The sequence below is a fragment of the Pseudomonas sp. B329 genome (genome assembly GCF_023127835.1).
Classification (GTDB): domain Bacteria; phylum Pseudomonadota; class Gammaproteobacteria; order Pseudomonadales; family Pseudomonadaceae; genus Aquipseudomonas; species Aquipseudomonas synxantha_A.
This window is the reverse complement of sequence record NZ_SPKP01000006.1, coordinates 58,283-76,586: the sequence shown is the minus strand read 5'-3', so window position 1 is coordinate 76,586 and position 18,304 is coordinate 58,283. Positions and strand designations below refer to the sequence as shown.

16 protein-coding genes are annotated in these 18,304 nt (G+C 57.9%); 4 read left to right on the top strand and 12 right to left on the bottom strand.

Features of this window, described 5'->3' with window-relative positions; translation table 11 throughout:
* Nucleotides 1–33 precede the first annotated feature (33 nt).
* The 3 genes from E4P00_RS04230 to E4P00_RS04220 are packed head-to-tail and all read right to left on the bottom strand — an operon-like array spanning nt 34 to nt 3,098.
* Nucleotides 34–1,989 (bottom strand): FUSC family protein, encoded by a 1,956-nt coding sequence (locus tag E4P00_RS04230; RefSeq protein ID WP_248130763.1) that lies wholly within the window; start codon nt 1,987–1,989, stop codon nt 34–36.
* Nucleotides 1,989–2,897: an HlyD family secretion protein gene (locus tag E4P00_RS04225; protein WP_248130751.1), complete on the bottom strand. Its 909-nt coding sequence runs from the start codon at nt 2,895–2,897 to the stop codon at nt 1,989–1,991. The genes E4P00_RS04230 and E4P00_RS04225 overlap by 1 nt, the downstream gene beginning before the upstream one ends.
* A gap of 12 nt (nt 2,898–2,909) precedes the next feature.
* Nucleotides 2,910–3,098 carry a DUF1656 domain-containing protein gene (locus E4P00_RS04220; RefSeq protein WP_032876622.1) on the bottom strand — a complete coding sequence of 63 codons (189 nt, stop codon included), beginning with the start codon at nt 3,096–3,098 and terminating at the stop codon, nt 2,910–2,912.
* 147 nt (nt 3,099–3,245) lie between these two features.
* On the opposite strand from E4P00_RS04220, the gene E4P00_RS04215 reads away from it, so the two are divergent.
* Nucleotides 3,246–4,034, top strand: coding sequence for a helix-turn-helix transcriptional regulator (locus tag E4P00_RS04215; RefSeq protein WP_248130749.1), 789 nt, complete (start codon nt 3,246–3,248; stop codon nt 4,032–4,034).
* On the opposite strand, the gene E4P00_RS04210 is transcribed toward E4P00_RS04215, so the two are convergent.
* The gene (locus tag E4P00_RS04210; protein WP_248130747.1) at nt 4,031–4,393 is read right to left on the bottom strand and encodes a response regulator; all 363 of its coding nucleotides are present in this window, start codon (nt 4,391–4,393) and stop codon (nt 4,031–4,033) included. The genes E4P00_RS04215 and E4P00_RS04210 overlap by 4 nt on opposite strands.
* Complete coding sequence (locus E4P00_RS04205; protein WP_248130745.1) at nt 4,390–6,573, bottom strand: PAS domain S-box protein; 2,184 nt, start codon at nt 6,571–6,573, stop codon at nt 4,390–4,392. The genes E4P00_RS04210 and E4P00_RS04205 overlap by 4 nt, the downstream gene beginning before the upstream one ends.
* A gap of 229 nt (nt 6,574–6,802) precedes the next feature.
* Here E4P00_RS04205 and E4P00_RS04200 point away from each other — a divergent pair, with 229 nt between their 5' ends.
* Nucleotides 6,803–7,825, top strand: coding sequence for an alpha/beta hydrolase (locus E4P00_RS04200; protein ID WP_216091147.1), 1,023 nt, complete (start codon nt 6,803–6,805; stop codon nt 7,823–7,825).
* Here the strand turns inward: E4P00_RS04200 and E4P00_RS04195 are convergent.
* The 6 genes from E4P00_RS04195 to E4P00_RS04170 all read right to left on the bottom strand — a co-directional run bounded on the left by E4P00_RS04195 (nt 7,809) and on the right by E4P00_RS04170 (nt 15,123).
* Entirely contained in the window at nt 7,809–8,909 is a 1,101-nt protein-coding gene (locus E4P00_RS04195) for a polyamine ABC transporter substrate-binding protein (protein WP_248130743.1), read from the bottom strand. The genes E4P00_RS04200 and E4P00_RS04195 overlap by 17 nt on opposite strands.
* A 63-nt stretch (nt 8,910–8,972) precedes the next feature.
* Entirely contained in the window at nt 8,973–9,788 is an 816-nt protein-coding gene (locus E4P00_RS04190) for a carbon-nitrogen hydrolase family protein (protein ID WP_248130741.1), read from the bottom strand.
* Nucleotides 9,789–10,156: 368 nt separating this feature from the next.
* Entirely contained in the window at nt 10,157–10,972 is an 816-nt protein-coding gene (locus E4P00_RS04185) for a fimbrial protein (protein WP_248130738.1), read from the bottom strand.
* Between the two features lie 202 nt (nt 10,973–11,174).
* Nucleotides 11,175–13,673 carry a fimbria/pilus outer membrane usher protein gene (locus tag E4P00_RS04180; protein WP_248130736.1) on the bottom strand — a complete coding sequence of 833 codons (2,499 nt, stop codon included), beginning with the start codon at nt 13,671–13,673 and terminating at the stop codon, nt 11,175–11,177.
* Nucleotides 13,674–13,755: 82 nt separating this feature from the next.
* Nucleotides 13,756–14,475, bottom strand: coding sequence for a molecular chaperone (locus E4P00_RS04175; protein ID WP_248130734.1), 720 nt, complete (start codon nt 14,473–14,475; stop codon nt 13,756–13,758).
* Between the two features lie 54 nt (nt 14,476–14,529).
* Nucleotides 14,530–15,123: a fimbrial protein gene (locus E4P00_RS04170; RefSeq protein WP_248130732.1), complete on the bottom strand. Its 594-nt coding sequence runs from the start codon at nt 15,121–15,123 to the stop codon at nt 14,530–14,532.
* 295 nt (nt 15,124–15,418) lie between these two features.
* Here E4P00_RS04170 and E4P00_RS04165 point away from each other — a divergent pair, with 295 nt between their 5' ends.
* Nucleotides 15,419–16,201 (top strand): helix-turn-helix transcriptional regulator, encoded by a 783-nt coding sequence (locus E4P00_RS04165; protein ID WP_248130761.1) that lies wholly within the window; start codon nt 15,419–15,421, stop codon nt 16,199–16,201.
* Here the strand turns inward: E4P00_RS04165 and E4P00_RS04160 are convergent.
* A complete protein-coding gene (locus E4P00_RS04160; RefSeq protein ID WP_248130730.1) occupies nt 16,192–17,301 on the bottom strand; it encodes a P1 family peptidase in 1,110 nt (369 codons plus the stop codon). The genes E4P00_RS04165 and E4P00_RS04160 overlap by 10 nt on opposite strands.
* Before the next feature lie 294 nt (nt 17,302–17,595).
* Between E4P00_RS04160 and E4P00_RS04155 the strand changes: the two genes are divergently transcribed.
* On the top strand, nt 17,596–18,099 hold the full coding sequence (locus E4P00_RS04155) for a POTRA domain-containing protein (protein WP_248130728.1): 504 nt from the start codon (nt 17,596–17,598) through the stop codon (nt 18,097–18,099).
* Nucleotides 18,100–18,304 lie beyond the last annotated feature (205 nt).

Here is an 18,304-nt window from a genome sequence, read left to right as displayed (position 1 = left end):
AGCGCTGAGCATGAGTATTGACTCATGTTAGCCCTAAAGCACCAGGTTCGCGTATTGCTCCAGCAGCTGCGCCAAGTGCTGATATCCGCTCGCCAGATGAGGCGCACCAAGCCTGCTCAACGATCGGGATGTGCGCCGCGCCTGTGCGGCGCCGATCGCGGGATGATGGGCATATCGTGCAACCCGCCGCGCACCGCTTTGCACGCATCGGGCCACGGGAGATGCCGGATCAATACCGCTGGCTTTGCGCTGTAGCCGATTCAATTGCTTGCTCAGTTGCAGCGACAAGTAGCCCGCCGGGTCAGCGTGCGGGTGATCAGCGCCAAGCAAACTCTTCAACGTAACTAACCGGTGTTGTTGCTCCGCTTGCCATTGAGCATGATCGATTGTATTTGCCTGGCGTAGCAGCAGGCGTGTGTGCCGGTGCAGCGCACGTGTCAATGCGCGTACCTGCCTGGCTGGATCTTTGGGCAGGATCTGAAACGCCAGGAGGCACACAATCATCGCTACGATCCAGGCCAGCGCCTGGTTGGCGAAACCGACGAAATCGTAGGTGGCGGTCATGCCGGTGCTGACCAAGGTGTTGAAGCCGATCAGGTAGGCAACCCCTTGCAGGGCATGGCGCGGCTGGCTCGTGGCATGGATGCCGAACGACCAGAAGCCTGCCATGACCAGCAACAACAGAGGGAAGCCGTTGATCTGTGGCATCAACAGGAATTTGCACAGCGCCGCCGCCACAATCGCGTAGAGCGTGCCGCGGATAAAACCGTTGATACCTTGGGCTGGCGCGGCAGCTGTCGCCACCAGGGTGCAGTACGGCCCCAGCACCGCCAGTAATGTGGGCCCTTGATCCCAGCCGCTGAAATACCAGATCGCACCCACACTCAGTATGGCGAGCAGTGCCCGGATGCCGTTTCGCGCCGCATCCGCGTAATGGCGGTGATACCCCACGGCGCGTACCGGTGCGCGGCGAGCCTGGTCGAGGCTGGCGAAGTTCAACAGGGCCTCGCCCAAGTCCGCCAATTGGTCGTCCAAGCGTTCGCTGCGCAACCGCAGGTGTGGGCTTGAGTGGGCGCAATCATCCACCCAGCGACGCAGTTGCTCCAGTGTCGCGGCCGCGGCGCGAAAGTCGCAGCGAGCCTGCGCCAGGCATTCACTCAGTTGCTGCAAGCCTGTGCTTATGCGGGCGCGCAACGCGGGGTCGATTGCGGGGTCGGGGTCGTCCGGGTGCACGTCGAGCACAGCCGACTGCAGATGCGCCAGGCCGGCCTGAATCGCCAGCTGCCGCGAGCGGATCAGCGACGATTCGCCACGGCCGAGCCCAAGCTGGTCGTCCACCTTGCTGATATCGATCGCGAGCTGGTGCCGTTGCGTCGCCAGCTGCGCAGGCTCTTCGCCCACAAGGCTTGCCGCGAGCAGCCGGGCGCTGCGCGCACAGGCGTCGATCAGCGAGCTTCGAACTTTATGCGCCATGGTCTTGGCGCTGAACAGCGTCGCTACCAGGCTCAAGCTGAGCACGCCGAGCGCTACCGCCGTGCCACGGGTGATGATGTGGTCGAAGCCCTGTTCCGGGGCGACGATGGCAGGGCCCAGCGCCAAACACACCGTATAGCCCGCCACCACTGCCGCGGTGGCCTGGTAATGACGCAAAACCGTCATTGCACCGACGCACAGGCCCAGCCATATACCGACGCCCAGTATGAACAACAGCATCTGTTGCGCGAACAGCCCCATCAGCACAAAGGCTGCGACCATGCCGACCAGGGTGCCCAGCATCCGGTACACACCCTTGCCTCGCACTGCCCCTTGGATGGGCTGCACCAGCAACAACACCGTGGACGCACCCGAGAATGGCGAATCCAGATGCAGTTGGAAACCGAGCCAGAGTGCCAGGCTTGCCGCCAGGATACTGCGCAGCACGTAGGCAAGCGTGGCGGACGTCCAGGGCCGAGGGATCGCCGCGAAAAAGCGTGTCGCCAGGCCAGTCATCACATGAACGCCTGCAGCCATTGGGTGAGTCGCCAGCGCGCTGCGGCGCCCGGCTGCGTCACTTCGACACTGGCGGTCATGCCCGCCGCCAACTCTACCCCGTCCGGCACTTTGTCCAACTCGATGCGCACGGGCACTCGCTGGGCCAGACGAATCCAACTGAAGGTCGGGCTCACCTGGGGCAAGCCGCTGTCGTTGCGCAACTCATTGGTGTCGGCAATGCCTCTGCCCAGGCTTGCCACGTGGCCTTGCAGCAACGGGTCAAAGCCCATCAGCTTGATCGACACCGGTGCGCCGATGAGTACACCCGGCAGCTTGGTTTCTTCAAAATAGCCCGTGATCCAGAAACTATGAGCGTCGACCACGAACAGGTTGGTAGCACCCGCCTGAGCATAGTCACCGGGCTGCAACCGCAGTTGCGTGACGTAGCCGTCCACTGGCGAACGCACAGTCGTGCGGTCAAGGTCGAGCTGGGCCTGGGCCAACTGGCTGCGCGCCGCATCCAGGCGCGCCTGGGCCACGGCCAAGTCACGCGCCGCGTTGTCGATCTCTTCCCGGGCGATGGCGCCGCCCAGTTGCGCGCGCCGCTTGAATTGCGCACTGCGCTGCTCGAACACACTCCGCGCTTCTGCGAATTGCGCTGCGCGCTGCTGCTGGGTCAATCGATAAGCACACGTATCGATGCGATAGAGCAAAGCACCCTTTGCCACCCATTGGTTGTCACTGACCCATAACTGATCGATTTGGCCGGACACCTCGGGCGCAATGCGGATCACCTGCGCACTCACCCGCCCATCCCGCGTCCAGGGCGCCAGCACGTAAGCCCGCCAGAGTTGCAGGCAAAACACCAGGGCCAGCACGCCAAGCCCCACGGTGGCGGCAGTTTTAAGCAGTTTGACGATAGACATGCGCGGCCTCGCTCAGCAATGGACGACCATCGTCGACACGACGATGAGCGAGACAAAAAAACGCGCCAGCGCCGGGTGCCACGCTCGGTCCAGCCAGCGACCGGCCAGACGTTCGATCAGCCGGTAGGCCAGGAGGGACGCACCCAGGTAGATCAACAAGGGCGGAAAGTAGAGGTTGGCAATCGAGATTTCGCTAAGCATGGCAAGCACCGGGATTCGGAAGGTTCTAGCAGTCGCCCGCCCAAGGAAGGCAAGGCTTGTAGGTGATGCTAGGGAATTACTGCCACTGCCGATATTGAGTACACTGCCAAAATATAATCAAATCCGGACAACCCTGGATGACCTTGCATGGCACAGATCCAAGTCGATCAGTTTGAGTACGACACCCTTTCCCAGCCCGCCGTAGCGCTGATGCTGGAACCCCAGCGCAACGACAGCGAGTCTGCCGTACACAAGCACCGCAAGGGGCAACTGGTGGTGGCGTGTTGCGGTGGCATTGTGTGTACGGTGGAAGATGGCGTGTGGATGGTGCCGTCAGGGTTCGGCGTGTGGATCCCGGGGGGCGTCGCCCATAGCAACCGCGTGACAGCCAACGGGCAGGTGTGTTTTCTGTTCGTGGAGCCCGGCGCTGCATCGCTGCCGGATCGCTGCTGTACCTTGGCGCTGTCGCCATTGATCCTTGAGCTGATCCTGCACCTGAGCGGCCAGGCTCAGGATTACCCGGCCGATTCACGCACTGCTCGATTGGCCCACGTACTGCTCGAAGCGCTTGAACTGGCCCCCACCGAACAACTCTACCTGCCTCTACCCGCCTCAAACCCGTTGCGTACCATCGCCCGAGCCCTGGCGCAAGATCCCGCCAACCGCGCCACCATGGCGAACTGGGCACGCCACGTGGCCATGAGTGAACGCTCGCTGGCCCGCCTGGTAAAAGCCGAAACCGGCCTGACCTTCGGACAATGGCGCAAGCAATGGCAGATCATCGTCGCCCTGCAAAGCCTGGCCGAAGGGCAATCAGTGCAGAGAACCGCTGAAGCGCTCGGCTACGAGTCAGTCAGCTCGTTCATCACGATGTTTCGTAAAACCCTGGGCACCTCACCGGCCCGTTACCTGCGCAACACCGTGGGTGTTACCTAAGACTCCAGCGTCAGCGCAATTTTCAACCGCAGATCCTTTTCCGCAAATGGCTTATGCAAGACCGGACAGCCCCTGAACTCTTCCGGCAGGCCACTGCCGCCATAGCCCGTACTGAACAAAAACGGAATGTGGCGTGCGCGCAGAATCCGCGCCACTGGGAAGACGTATTCTCCAGCCAGGTTCACGTCGAGGATCGCCAAGTCGACATCCACCACCCCTGCCACGTGTATCGCCTTGGCGAGTTGGGCCACGGAGGCGACTACGGTGCACTCCAGGTCTTCGAGCATTTCCTCGATCAACATGGCGATGGTGCCCTCGTCTTCAACCAGAAGCACTCTGGTGCCTGGGAACGTGGTCATGTCTGGTTCTCAGCGAGCATAAACGAGAAGCGGCAGTGAACGCCCTCAGGGGCGAAGTCAAGTTCGAACGAACCGCCTAGATCACGCTCGATGCAGCGCTTCATCAACCGCGACCCCAAGCCTTCGCGCTCCGGCGTGGATACCGAAGGCCCACCTTGTTCGCGCCAGTCCACGGTGAGCAGCGCGCCGCTGGGCTGGGGTCGCACGCTCCAGCTCACCGAGAGTGTCCCGGTGTCGGTGGACATCGCTCCGTATTTGAGGGCGTTGATCGCCAGTTCGTTGAGCGTCATGGTCAGGTTCAGGGCGACGCGGGTGTCGACCTCAATGGCATCACCGGCGATCACCACGCGGCCGGGGTCATGGCCAAACACCGGCACCAACACTTCCTGGGCCAGCACTTCCAGCGGCGTAAGGCCCCAATGCCGCTTCGTCAGCAGGTCGTGGGCACGCGACAAGGCGAGCAGCCGGGCTTCGAACCGGGTGTAGCCGTCCCTGGCATCCTGCGCGTTACGCGCGGTCTGGGACGCCAGGGACTGGACCGTGGCCAGAGTGTTCTTGACCCGATGATTGAGTTCATCGATCAAGTTCTTTTGTCGGTCTTCGGCCTGCTTTCGCTCGGTGATATCCACAAGCATGTTGATCGCGCCGATAAGATTGCCATCGGCGTCGTGCAGCGGGGTCGGATACGGCGTGAAAGACACGCGGGTGCCATCCGGGCGCTCGGCGACGGCCTCGACGCCGCGTATGGCGCGGTTTTCCTTGAGTGCCACGGCCATCGGGCATTGGTCGTGAGGCAGAAAAGAGCCGTCGGTGTTAAACAGTTTCCAGGTGACACACCACAGGTCGCCCAGTTGCGGCGTGCGTCCCGACAACTCGACGGCCGCACGATTATAAAAAGTGATACGCCCTTCGGCGTCGGTGGTGTAGACCGCTGCCGGCAGCGCCTCGAGCAGATCGCGCATGTGCCGCTCGCTTTCACGCACCCGGTTTTCCATTTTTCGGGCCAGCGTGACGTCCTGAATGACCCGCACACCATAGCGGAACCGGCCATCCGGCGCCCTGACCGACGAGCTATGAACATCCAGATAAAGCGCCTGGCCATCGAGCTTGAACGCGCGTTTGCGCAACACGTAGTTGTCCAGTTCACCCGCCACCTGTCGTGCGTATAACGCCGCGTCCTGCTCGACACTGTCTGGGTGGGTGTAGTCCAGGAAGGTCATCGCCAGCAATTGCTCACGAGGGCGCCCGAGCATGGTGCAAAGGGCATCGTTGACCCGCAGCAGGCGACCGTCCTCGCCAGCCTCGGCAATGCCGATGGTCGCCGCCTCGTAGGTCGCCGCCAGCCGGTCATCGCTCTCCTGGCGCCCGGTTTCGGCGTCATGCACGCGGGTCACGTCAATCGTGAAGCAACGTGTGTTGAAGAACTTGCCGTCTTCGAATCGCCCATTCGAGGTAATCGCTACGTGCCTGATGCTGCCGTCCTTGGCCCGCAGGCGCGCCGGGTAGCTGTTCAGGCAATCGCCGCTGCCGAGTTTATGGAGGATGTCGCCGATGACCGGTTCATCCACATGAAATTCAGTGATATGACGGCCGATGTATTCGTCCGCGCAATAGCCCAGCAGCGATAACTCGGCTTTATTAGCGCGCAGGATAATGCCTTCGCCGCTGACAATATGCAGGCCCACGGCGCTGTTTTCGAAAAAGTCTTCAAGGTCGGAACTTTTGCGTCGCAGCTCTTCGGATATTGCGTGGTGCGCCGAGACGTCCTGAAAGCAATTGATCGCGCCCTGGATTCGTCCATGGCGATCGCTAAGCGTGCGGACATTCATGAGCGCTACGAAGCGAGATCCGTCAGGGCGCTCGATCAAGACTTCCTGATTACGCGCACACAGGCCAGCGTTGAGCGTGGAAGCCATCGGACATTCGTCGACCGCCAATGGCGCGCCGTCCGTCGTATAAAGTCGATATGAGCCGCAATAGCGGTCGCCATGCTTACCGAGGGCTGGTGTTCGTCCCCACAAACTAACCGCTTCGCTGTTGAACCTGACGAGCCACCCGTCGCGGTCACAGAGGTAAATTGCCCCCGGAATCACATCGAGCAAGTGAGTCCCCATCGCGACCAGGCTCCCGTATTCACTGGGTTCGCGTGTGGTTGTGGGGGGCTGGTCAACATTCAACATACTTGATCCTCAATGCACCTGTGTTGAAAAACGCGACTGCTATTGCCGCCTTTCGCTCTTCCCTGAGTGTATGTACCGAGAAAGCATTCCACCTTGGATAAATTTCATTCACACGCAAGACTTTGCCTCGGACGCTGGAAGCGCCGAATGGGAACGAAACATGAAGCCTACCGCTCAGTATAGTGTTGCCGCTTCGAGTTTATCAGCCGACGTAGCATGAGGAGAGACTGTGTCCACTTCCAAGCTGACCTCGCGTGTCCTCAATACCCCGCGCCATACGACGCACTATGTAGAGATGGGACCGGCCGATGGGCCATTGATGCTGTTCCTGCACGGTTGGCCGGAGCTCAGCCTGATCTGGCGCGCACAGATCCAAGCATTCGCGGCACACGGCTGGCACTGCGTTGCACCCGACATGCGCGGTTATGGTCGTTCTTCTGCACCCGCGCCCACGCAGGCGTACACCCTTGAAAACATCGTGGCCGACATGGCAGAACTTCACGACCATCTCGGTGGCAGGCCCGCCATTTGGGTAGGCCACGATTGGGGCAGCGTCGTGGCGGGTGAACTGGTCGCTCATGAGCCTCAGCGCAGTCGCGGTGTTGTATTGATTTCGGTCCCGTACTTCCCCACCACTAACGCGCTGCCAACGCTCGTCCCACTGGTTGACCGCTCGATCTACCCGGCGGACACGTATCCGGACGGTCAATGGGATTATTACCGCTACTACAACACACACTTTGCGTGCGCTGTCGCTGACCTTGATGCGGATAAAGCCGCATCGCTGGCGTCGATTTATCGCCGAGGCGACCCGGCGAATATCGGCAAGATTGCAGCGAATGCCGAAGTGACCCGCAAGGGCGGGCGGTTCGGCCAAGCGCACCGGGCCCCCCTCACCCAGCCAGACCTTGCACTCTGGCCGCCTGCAGACTTCGCGCAATTGGTGCGCAGTTTCCAGGCGCATGGTTTCCGCGCTCCCTGCGCCTGGTATTTAAACGACGATGCCAACATTGAATATGCGCACCGGGCGTTAAATGGCGGCCTCTTGTCATTGCCCGTACTGTTTGTGAACGGCGACTACGATCAAATGAACACCATCAAAGGTAATCAGCTGGGCGATCCAATGCGGGCGGCCTGCGTAGATCTCACCGTGGCAAGCCTACCCGGCGGGCATTGGTTGCCGGTGGAATGCAAGGTCGAACTCGTTGAAGCCATAAGCACCTGGCTACGCAAGCTCAGGTCCCACTCTTGACCTTGCTCCAGACCCGCGTACGCACCCGCTCCAGTTTCAACGGCAGCGGCTCCAGCGCAAACAGCGTATCCAGCACTGCCTTGGAAGGATAAACCCCCGGATTATCGCGCACCTTCGCATCAACCAGCCCTTTGGCGTCCTTGTTGGCATTGGCATAGCTGAGGTAGTTGGACGATGCGGCGATCACCGGCGGGCGCAGCATGTAGTCGATGAACGCCAGGCCCTGCAGGGGATTCGGCGCGTCATTGAGCAGCACCAGGTTTTCCACCCAGATCGGCGCGCCTTCCTTGGGAATGCTGTACTGGATCCGCCGCCCATTGCCGGCGGCATCGGCAGCTTTGCGTGCGTCCATCACGCCACCCGCCCAGCCGACGACGGCGCAGATATCGCCGTTGGCCAGGTCGGTGATAAAGCGCGAGGAGTCGAAGTAGCGGATGTGTGGGCGCAGTTTCAACAGCAGCGCCTGGGCCTTCACATAGTCGTCCGGGTTCTGGCTGTTATAGGGCAGCCCCAGATAGTGCAAGGCGATCGGGATGATTTCAGCGGGCGCATCCAGCATGGCTACGCCGCACTCGCCCAGCTTGGCGAGATTTTCCTCCTTGAAAATCAGGTCCCAGGAATCCACCGGTGCGTCATTGCCCAGCAGCGCCTGGACTTTGGCTACGTCGTAGCCGATGCCGGTAGTGCCCCACAGATATGGCACTGCAAAGCGATTACCGGGGTCGTTGCTACTGACCTTGGCGAGGATGTCCGGGTCCAGATGGGACAGGTTGGGCAGTTGCGAGCGATCCAGTTCCTTGAGTACCCCGGCCTTGATCAGGTTGGGCAACAGGTCGCCGGTGGCGACCACCACGTCATAGCCACTGCGCCCGGCCATGAGTTTGCTTTGCATGACCTCGCTGTTGTCGAACACATCGTAGGCCGATTGAATGCCGGTCTGCGCCTGGAAATCCTTCAGCGTAGTGGGCGCGATGAAGTCATACCAGTTATAGATATTGACCTTCGGCTCCGCCGCCTGAGCGCAAGCCATTGCGCCGCTGATAACGGCAGCCAGCCCCCATTGAATGCATCGAATAGCGATCATCACGAACTCCTGGGCCGGCACCTGCGCGCCAGCTGATTATTGTTATGGAGGGTATAAGCGCAGTCAGCGAATCAGCAGTTCACGGCGGCCGTCGGGGTGCTCGACAGCCTCTCCTTGCAGTTGCAGTCGACGATCATTGAGGTAGTGATAATCCCTGCGGGCCGCCTTGATTTGAGCAAGGTCCAGGCTGATCACATGGCGAGTTTCTTCGCGCCCGGCTTCGTACAGCACGCGTCCAAACGGGTCGACCACCGCACTGCCGCCGGCGAATACCAAACCGTCATCGCCCTGCCCTGCGCGGTTGACCATCACGCCGAACAGCTGGTTTTCCTGGGCCCTGGCCATGATCGCGGTGCGATGCACCGGACCGTAGGGGTCCATGTTGCCGTTGGTGACGATGATCAATTCAGCACCCAGTTGCGCCAGCGCCCGCGCCGTTTCCGGCAGCTCGATGTCGTAGCAGATCAGCAGGCCGACACGCACGCCGTTCCACAGCGTAGTGACGAAGCGATCGCCGGGTGTGATGTCGGCGCGCTCGGAGGGCCACAGATGGGTTTTGCGATAGCGCAGGGCAATGCCGTCGGGGGTGATCAAGACCGAAGTGTTGTAGTAGTTGCCCGCGTCACGTTCGACCAGACCGATGACCACTGACACGTTGCGCTCACGCACCGCCTGTTGCACGGCTTGCAGTGTCGGCCCTTTCAGGGGCTCGGCGACGCTGGCCAACTGTTCGCCACCGACGAAGCCCATCAAATGGGTTTCCGGGAATACCAGCAGGTCGGTGTCCGCGTTGCAGTTGGCGATGGCCTTCAATGCGCAAGCTAGGTTAGACGGCGTGTCGCCATCGCGACCGGCTAACTGTATCAATTCAATTTTCATCGGTGATTCTTCCGCGCAGCTCAGCAAGTTCTGAAAGAGTATGGGCGGCGCTGACGAAGCGAAAAATCACGTCGATGGGGTACCCCCGTGGGGGTAGTGAGATCAAATAATATTCAGATCAAAGCCGATCATTGATAAGCCAACGTCACCGTTACACCTGACGTCAGCAGAATTGGCTGTGCGGTTACGACCGTGCGGATGTAGCCCACGCTCAGGGGCTTGCTGGGAGATCCATTGCCTTTAGACATTGCGCCTAACGTGCAGCTTGGAAGCAGCCTCGAACGAGAGGTGCGTGGAGACGCTGACATTCACTGCCACGCTGTACGCTACATCTTGACGTCAGGATGGTTTTAGGATGAAGACAACGATCACTCATAAGAAAGCGTTACCGTGACGCCGCCCCTCACAGTACCTGGGGTTATCCGCGGCTCGGTCTTGATGTATTGAACGCTCAACGATTTGCTGATGGCTCCGCCGGACAAGGTGCCAATAACGCCACTGAACGAAGGGCTCAGTTTTATCGGTATACCGGCGTCCAGAATTTGCAGTGCCAGGCCGCTCGCGTCGCCAACTCCGTTAGTCAGTGTCAAATTGGAAGAAGCATTTAAACTGTTATTGACATCCTGCATGGCATAACTCACCTTGAAGTTAGGAATATTCGCACTGCATAGAACGCTGAGTGGAAAGTTGGCGGCTTCCACAGTTGAACCAAGCGTTGAAAACTTGTAGACACTGAGCTGTTTGAGTTTTACTTCTGAAGGCGTGATCAGTTTGCAGGTTGGGCCTTTGGCCTTAAATGTGAAGGGTGAAAATGACATAGACCAAGGAAGTGAAGTTCCCGTACTTTTCGAACTAAAAAGCCCACTCATCACGTCCACGCCACTTACATTTCGCTGGCCGGCAGCCATACTTTTAGATGCAGAATAAAAACGCACCCTCACTTTAACATCCGTGCTCACATAATCATATTCCCTCGAATATGCGCTCAACCTATACGGAGTTGAGTCAAAAGGATATTCCACCCGACCTGGAGAACCATTAGATTTAGGTGCAGACAAATACCCAAAATAAAAAACATCATCCACATTTGTTTTATAAAGATCGTACGACACCCCTTCAAACGTTATTTTCTTTCCCGCAGGTATACCACCTACAGTTATATCATTATCAAAAATCTTATACATCCCTACGCCATTACACGTCCAAACCAAAGAACCTTCATGCCACCCTGTGGACAGCATCCCACCCGAGTCATTGGCGACATCACTTACGCTAGGCGATATACTGCTTATCGTTTGATTACACCACTTGTCAGCCAAGACGCTAGCCGGAAAAATAAAAAGTGACGCCAGGCAGATCCACAAAGCATGATTATATCGCATAATATTATTTACCCTTACAGAGGACATCATATTTTTCGAACATAAGATCCTTATTTACCGGCGGCACTTCATATTGAACCTCGCACTGCCCAGCCGCCCACTTTACAACAATTGTTCCTTTGTCCTTAACACCAAACAGTAGCAACTTGGACAAGTTATCAACCACCCCCAAAACAGTGCCACTTTCACCATACGCCTGGGCCCCGAATGGGATATTTTCGCCATTATTCAAACGCAGCGAAAACTGCAATCTGCGGCCCGTCTCAACCTCGAACGAGCGTTTGACGACTGCCCCGCGAGTGGGAACGACTCGCTTGGAGCTTTCTCCCACCTCAACATCGCTACCAAAAGTATTAGTATCCAGATTGATCCAGTTGTAACGGTAAGGCTGCGCATAAGGCACCACTGCATAGCCTTTTTTATCGGTACGCACCGCAGTACCACTATCAACACCGACGCCTTGGATATCGGGGACTTCTATAAGCGCAAATGTCTCACCCACCGGTTGCCCCAGCGTCACACCACCACTGTGAACCACCAGCGAACCGGAAGCGCCGACGTCAAAATGCTTGTTATCCCGCCCCTGCCCATAGTTGCCACTGACTTTCGCGTTCGGCGTGTCCCAATTTATACCGACGCTGCCGGAGGCACCGCTGGTTTTGCTTTTGCTGCCCTGTACCGAATAACTCAAAGTGTTCTGTTCGTCGATGTTGCCGGACAGGCCCGTTTGAATCGACGTCTCGCCCTGAGACGACGAAGTAGCGCTGGTGTACAGGCGCTGCGCGCGACGGTTGTCACCAAACGGAATGCTGAAGGATGCAGACACCTGGTTATCGACCCGCTGACTGCCACCCTGCCCCTCAGTACGGGACACGGCAAAGCTGTAGCTGGTGTCGGCATAGCTGCCGTTGTAGCCGAACTGCCAACGCCGCGTGCTGCCCTGGCCGTTCCAATAACTGGTTTCGCCCAAGCTCAAAAACAGCGACCCACGCCCTTCCAGGGACTGGTTGACGTTCATATCAAACCGGCTTTTCTGTCGGCCGTAATAAGGGGTGGCAAAGTAATCCTGCTCATCCACATGCTGACTGAACGTGCGATAGGACTCGGTGGAATAGCGATAGCCGACCATGGTGAAGGTAGTATCGGTGCTGCTCAGGGTCTTGGAATACAAAAAGCGCGCACTCTGGCCCACGTTCTTGCGCCCGGATACATCCTTGGAGTTGCTGTTGGTGACGTCAAACGACACACCGCCCCACGGCGAGTTCACCCCGACGCCCAGGTTCAACGCGTTGTAGCCCTGGGAGGCGAGTAACCCGCCGTAGCCGGTGAAGTTGTCGGTCACGCCATACACCAGCGTGCCTTGGGTAAACTTGGGCGCCGCCTGCCCCTCAGTCTGATATTGGCCGGCGGCCAGGCTATAGCGGGTACTGCCTCGACGTGTCATCACCGGCAGGTAGGAGTAGGCCTGGGTGTATAGACGCTCGCGCCCATCGGCCTCGATGATCTTGACGCTCAAGTCACCGTTGGAACCACTGGGGTAAATATCGCTGATCTCGAAGGCACCCGCCGGAACGCTGGCCGAATAGATCACGTAGTTGTTCTGGCTGATCTCCACCGTTGCATTGGTTTCAGCGATACCGCGCACTACGGGTGCAAAACCGACTTCGTCATCGGTCAGCATGCCGAGTTCCGACGTCAATTGCGCGCCGCGAAAACGCACACTGTCGAAGATATCGCCCTGGGTGTACAGCTCGCCACCCGCCAGTTTGCTCTTGAGGCTGACGACGTCACGCTCGGCATAGGTACGGTTGCTGCTGAATGTGTCTCGCCTGCCGGTGCTGCCGGAGATCGACGACTCATTGCGAAAGCGCCAGGCTCCCAGATTGAAGCCGTTACGCAAACCTATGTAGCGGTAGTCGCTACTGTAACCACGGCTGATATTGCGACTGAAGTTAGTCTGGTAATTGGTGTACAGGGCGGTGATGCCGTTATCCCATAACGACGGGTCGACATAACCACTGGACTGACGCTTTATATAGGCTTGAGGCATGCTGATCTGCAACGCCAGCGCGTTTACATCAAACTCGATATCGGCACCTGGTACCAGCGCCGGCAGATCGATCACGGTATCGTCGGTGCTGCCCGCAGTGATGACACCTTCTTGCTCAAGCCGTGCAGTGTTCACCCCAATCGCCTTGAGCAGGCCCAGGTGTATGATCGGTTTGACTTGCGAACCGTCCTGCACGGCGAACTTGATGGATTCACGCAGTATCAAGATTTGATTGAGATAAATATCGACATTGTAAGTGCCGGGGGCGACCGTACTTCCTTGTTCAAAGTACTTCAGTTCGGCCGTGGCGCCATGCTTGTTCAAAAAGGCATCATTAAATTCCACGGCATGCGCGGCCAATGGCAGGGAAGCACTTGCCAGCACTAGACCAGAGGCGCCAAAACGACCAAACAGACGGGTACCGGCATAACTCCCAACACAAAGTGGCCACATAAAAAATCTCGCCTCATTACTCAATCGTTTACTGCTCGAATTATTTCAGATGCAAAACTACCTGCCGTCCTTGAAAAGACCGCTAGTTTGAAATATTGACCAGGTGCTTAATAGGGACGCCGTAATCATTAACGACATTAAACTCGACAACAGCTTGAGCATTAGCAGGTATTGCACCAGCGCCTTCCACCAAAAACTTACCCGTCGTACCGGGTGCTACCATTTCCGCATTGGCCGGATGACGAGCCCCCTTGTATTCAAGAGAAACAGCGCCAAAGGAGGCGTAATAAACAGAATCATTGGAGACCAGCAACCAACGTTTTCCGCCTTCACTTACCAACTGCCACTTCAATAACTTGACAGACTCTTCAGGCGTACCGGGCAAACCCGTCGGCCGATAAAACAGCTTGATCCGTTGGCGTACTGCAATCTGCAAAGTGTTATCGGTCTCGGACTTCTGCGGAATTTCCTGCACGCTGAGCCAAAACACCGACTCTTTGTCCGAGGGCAAACCTGTGCCCGCATAAAAAATGCGCAAGGTTTGTTGCTTGTTGCCGCCCAGGCGACTCAGCGAAGGGGTTAACGCAAACGGTACATCCTGATCCGGCTTTTTAGCGTCCGGTTCCAACCATGACTGAATCATGATGTCCTTGTCGGCGTCATTCTTGACCATGATCGACGCCTCCTTGAGCTTTTGCGGGTAAATAACCCGCGTGCCGCCCAATGTAATACCGGCCTGTGCGATACCACTGCAGAGCAATACGATCCCCGCCAGCCAATACCTGGAATACACGCTCTTCATTTAGTTACCTGCGGTAAAGTAGAGAAGCATGAACATGCTTCTCTAATGAAAGATTTATTCGTAAGTTAGGGTAAATGGCAACGTACCGTTAGCCTGACCAGGCACGATAGGAGTAACACCGTTAGCCATATAGGAGGCACGCATGTTCAAATTAGCGGTATATTTGAAGTCTGGGTCAGTACCCGCCTTCACTAAAGCCGCATCAAAAGAGCCGTTACCGGCCAGGTTAATCAAGTTGTTACTGCTATCGTAGATACCAATACCCACGCCCTTCGCAGCACCAGTGGTTCGGAGCAAGTTATTATTCGAGCCATCCACACCTGAACCAGAGCTAGGGTCGAACGCCACCTTAACGGTAGTCAACCCAGCAGCGGTATTGCCGCAGTCCAGATTAATGTTAATCGCTGTGCCCGAAACAATACCCGGGCCCTTGCTGTTCAGGGAGTCAGTACTGACTTTGCCCATCGGCACTTCAATTATCTGCGCACCGGCGATGCCACCCACACTGGTACCGGCACCGGAAGAGGCTTTGCAGGAAGCGGCAGTGATTTCACCGGTAAAATTGATAGTTCCGTCTGCCGCCAGAGCGGAAGTTGTAATCAACGCGGTGATAGCCGCTGCCAGAATATGCCTTTTTTGGATAGCCACAATAAATTTCCTTTTGGTTGTACAGGAGGTAAAAACTTGCAATCGACCCTTTAAAAAGAGTCGCCAAATTTTAGCCGGTACACCCACAGCAACAACCGCAGGAATCCATATCTATCCCTAGACGAATCCTTACAAGGCTTAAGATATATCCTACAAGATTAACGAAAACTCAAATAACGCTTGATACAACGGCGAGTACGGTCTTGTAGACTGGGATATGCGCGCGTGACACGAGCCAGTGGCGCACGGCCAAGGGCAAGCAATAACGTCAAAAGGAGCACCGATGGGCAGTGAAATGAACCTGACATTGCAGGATGTAGCGTGGCATGACGCGGTCGGCAAGCTGATCGAGGCCCTGGATCGCCAGGACTTCTGGCGATCGTTGACGCGTTTGCTGGGGCGCTACGTACCGGTGGATAACTGGGTGGTGCTGATATTCAGCACGGGCAGGCCACAGGTGCTCGCCGAGTCTGCCGCTGAGGGTAACGAGTCCGACTCACTCTTCCAGGATTACCTCAGAGGCCTGTACCTCCTAGACCCGTTCTACCTGGCCAACCGCGAGTTACCACAAAGCGGCCTGTTCCAGTTGGACGACGTCGCCCCAGAGTGCTTTGAGCAGACAGAGTATTACCAGCGCTACTTTCGATTGAATGTCGTCGCCGACGAAATTCATATCAATGTGCAACTGGATACCAGCCGCACTTTGAGCTTGTCGCTAGGCAGTAGTAGCCGCTTCAGCCAACAGCAGATCGCGTTGCTGGGCCTGGTACAGCCATGGGTCGCCGGCTTGATGCGCCAACGGTGCACGTTCGAACAGAGTTTGAAGGACGCACCGGAGCAGGCACCTGACTGGCAGGAGCGCCTCCACGCAACCACGCGACAGATCAGCGCTTCATTGTCTGCCCGTGAAATGGAAGTGGGCCAACTGATGCTCAGCGGCTGCTCAAACAAAGAGATCGCCCGCAAGCTGGCGATCTCTGCCGAAACGGTCAAGGTTCACCGCAAGCATATGTACAACAAGCTGGGGATCAAATCCCAGTCCGAGCTGTTCCTGTTGTTCCTTCAGGCTCAGGAGTGAACCGGGGCCGTCCAGCCCACTTTTGCCATTGCTGCCAGCAATTGTTCAGGTTTGAGCGCCAATGCTTGTCGGCCACGGCCCTTAAGGTCGTTGGCGGCCAACAAAGCGTTGAGGATTGCCTCTTCGACGGCGTCTGCCGCGGCCACAAATAACGCGGAGATGTAGTCGTTGTTGACCATCTGCAAGGCCGTGGTCGGCGGGCACGGCTGCCCGAGATTGGCAACCGGCAAGCCGGTATTGCCCACCGAAAAGGCGATGAAGATGTCGCCGCTGTCGTCCTCGGTGCCACCACCGACCCGCGCCAAACCAATGCTTGCGCGTTGTGCCAGGCGTGTGCACTGATGAGGCAGCAAAGGCGCGTCGGTGGCGATGGTGATTACGATGGAACCCATGCCGGGCACGCCGACATTCACCGGCCCGTCATAAGGCGAAGGCGTGTCCTGCAATACGCTGCCCACCGGGTAACCCGCCACGCGCAATGCGCTGCGTACGCCGTAGTTGGCCTGCACCAATGCACCTACGGTCCAGCCACCCTCCTCTGCAGTCAAGACGCGAGACGAAGTACCAATCCCACCTTTGAATTCATGGCAGATCATGCCGTTACCGCCGCCCACACAGCCTTCCTGCACCGGGCCGCTGTGTGCATCCGCCAATGCGGCGTGCACATGCTCGGCAGTGACGTGCTGGTCCCAGATATCGCTCAAGATGCCGTCGTAGGTTTCCAGCACCACCGGCATACACCAATAGGTGTGTTGCTTACCCATCTCGCGCTCGGCGGCCACCAATGCATCACGCGCCACACCAACGCTATGGGTGTTGGTGTAGGCAATGGGCGTGGTCAGTAAACCTGCTTCGCGAATCCACTCCAGGCCGGTGGCATCGCCATTGCCGTTGAGTACGTGAACGCCGGCAAAACACGGCGCCAGATGAGCCGCGACCGGGCGCGGCTCGATGATGGTCACACCGGTATGCATCGAGCCGTCGGCGCTTTCGGCATTGAGGGTGTGATGGCCGACGCGTACGCCTGGCACGTCGGTAATGGCGTTGAACGCGCCAGGTGTGCCCGTGCCAATGGTGATGCCTAGGTCTCGTAAGCGCATGTTTTAACTCTCAATAGTTGAGTGAATAACGTGCATGAAGTCTAGGTTGACGACGGATGCGTGACGATAACCTCCTGTGGTTACCCTCGAGACGTTAGGCCATTCGTACGATTTATCGCAGCACCCATACGACAGCGGCCTCACCATTGTCAGTAACGTCCTTGGGACGCCGAGCTTCATCTTATTTTTTCTTGCATTGGCCTTCTTAGCATAGGCAGATGAAATCAACGCGCGGCCAGCCCGATCGATATCATCAGCGGCACTCAACGCCTGCAAGACCACCAACTGAAAAGCTTGCAAGCCCAGGCACTTGGAAAGCCGGATGCACTCACCACAACGCCCCTGCCCTTCGCCAATGCGCTGAAGCTGCCAGAAGAATCACCCTGTTTCGTTATCCGCACAGTAGGGTGGAAAGGTGCAGATGATTTCGACTGGCTGGAGCGCGCACCGGCAATCCTGGGGCACTGTGTGGGCGGTGAAGGGTTGACGATTTATCGTCGCTGGGTAGCGGCGCAACTGATGGCCCGTGGGTACATCACCACGCAGGTGTTGATATCGGCGCAACACCTGAGCAGCGGGCACTTGATCGTCCAGCTTATCCCAGGGCGCGTGGGCAAAATCGATCAGCAACCGCAATCCCTTGGCTGGCCAGGCATGGCCTTTCCCGCAGCCAAAGGCGAACTGCTGAACGTGCGCGACCTGGACCAGCGTTGGAAAATGTGCGCCGCCTGTATGGAGCGCGCCAGTGGTGAGCTATCCGGTGTTCAACTGGAGTTCCTATCCGTCGTTCGCCTTTAACACTGCGACAAGCCTGAAACAACCGACCCGCATCCTCCCGCAACCACGCTACTGGTAAACCGCTCCAGCCGGGCGCGGTGGTCCACACCCACCCGGCCACCTCTCAAGCCTCGCTGACGCGGCTGCCTGGACGATGACGAATGAAGCCTGGGGTTTCGGGCATGGTGCCAATCGCACCGGTCCGTATCATTTGCCAATGGGCAAA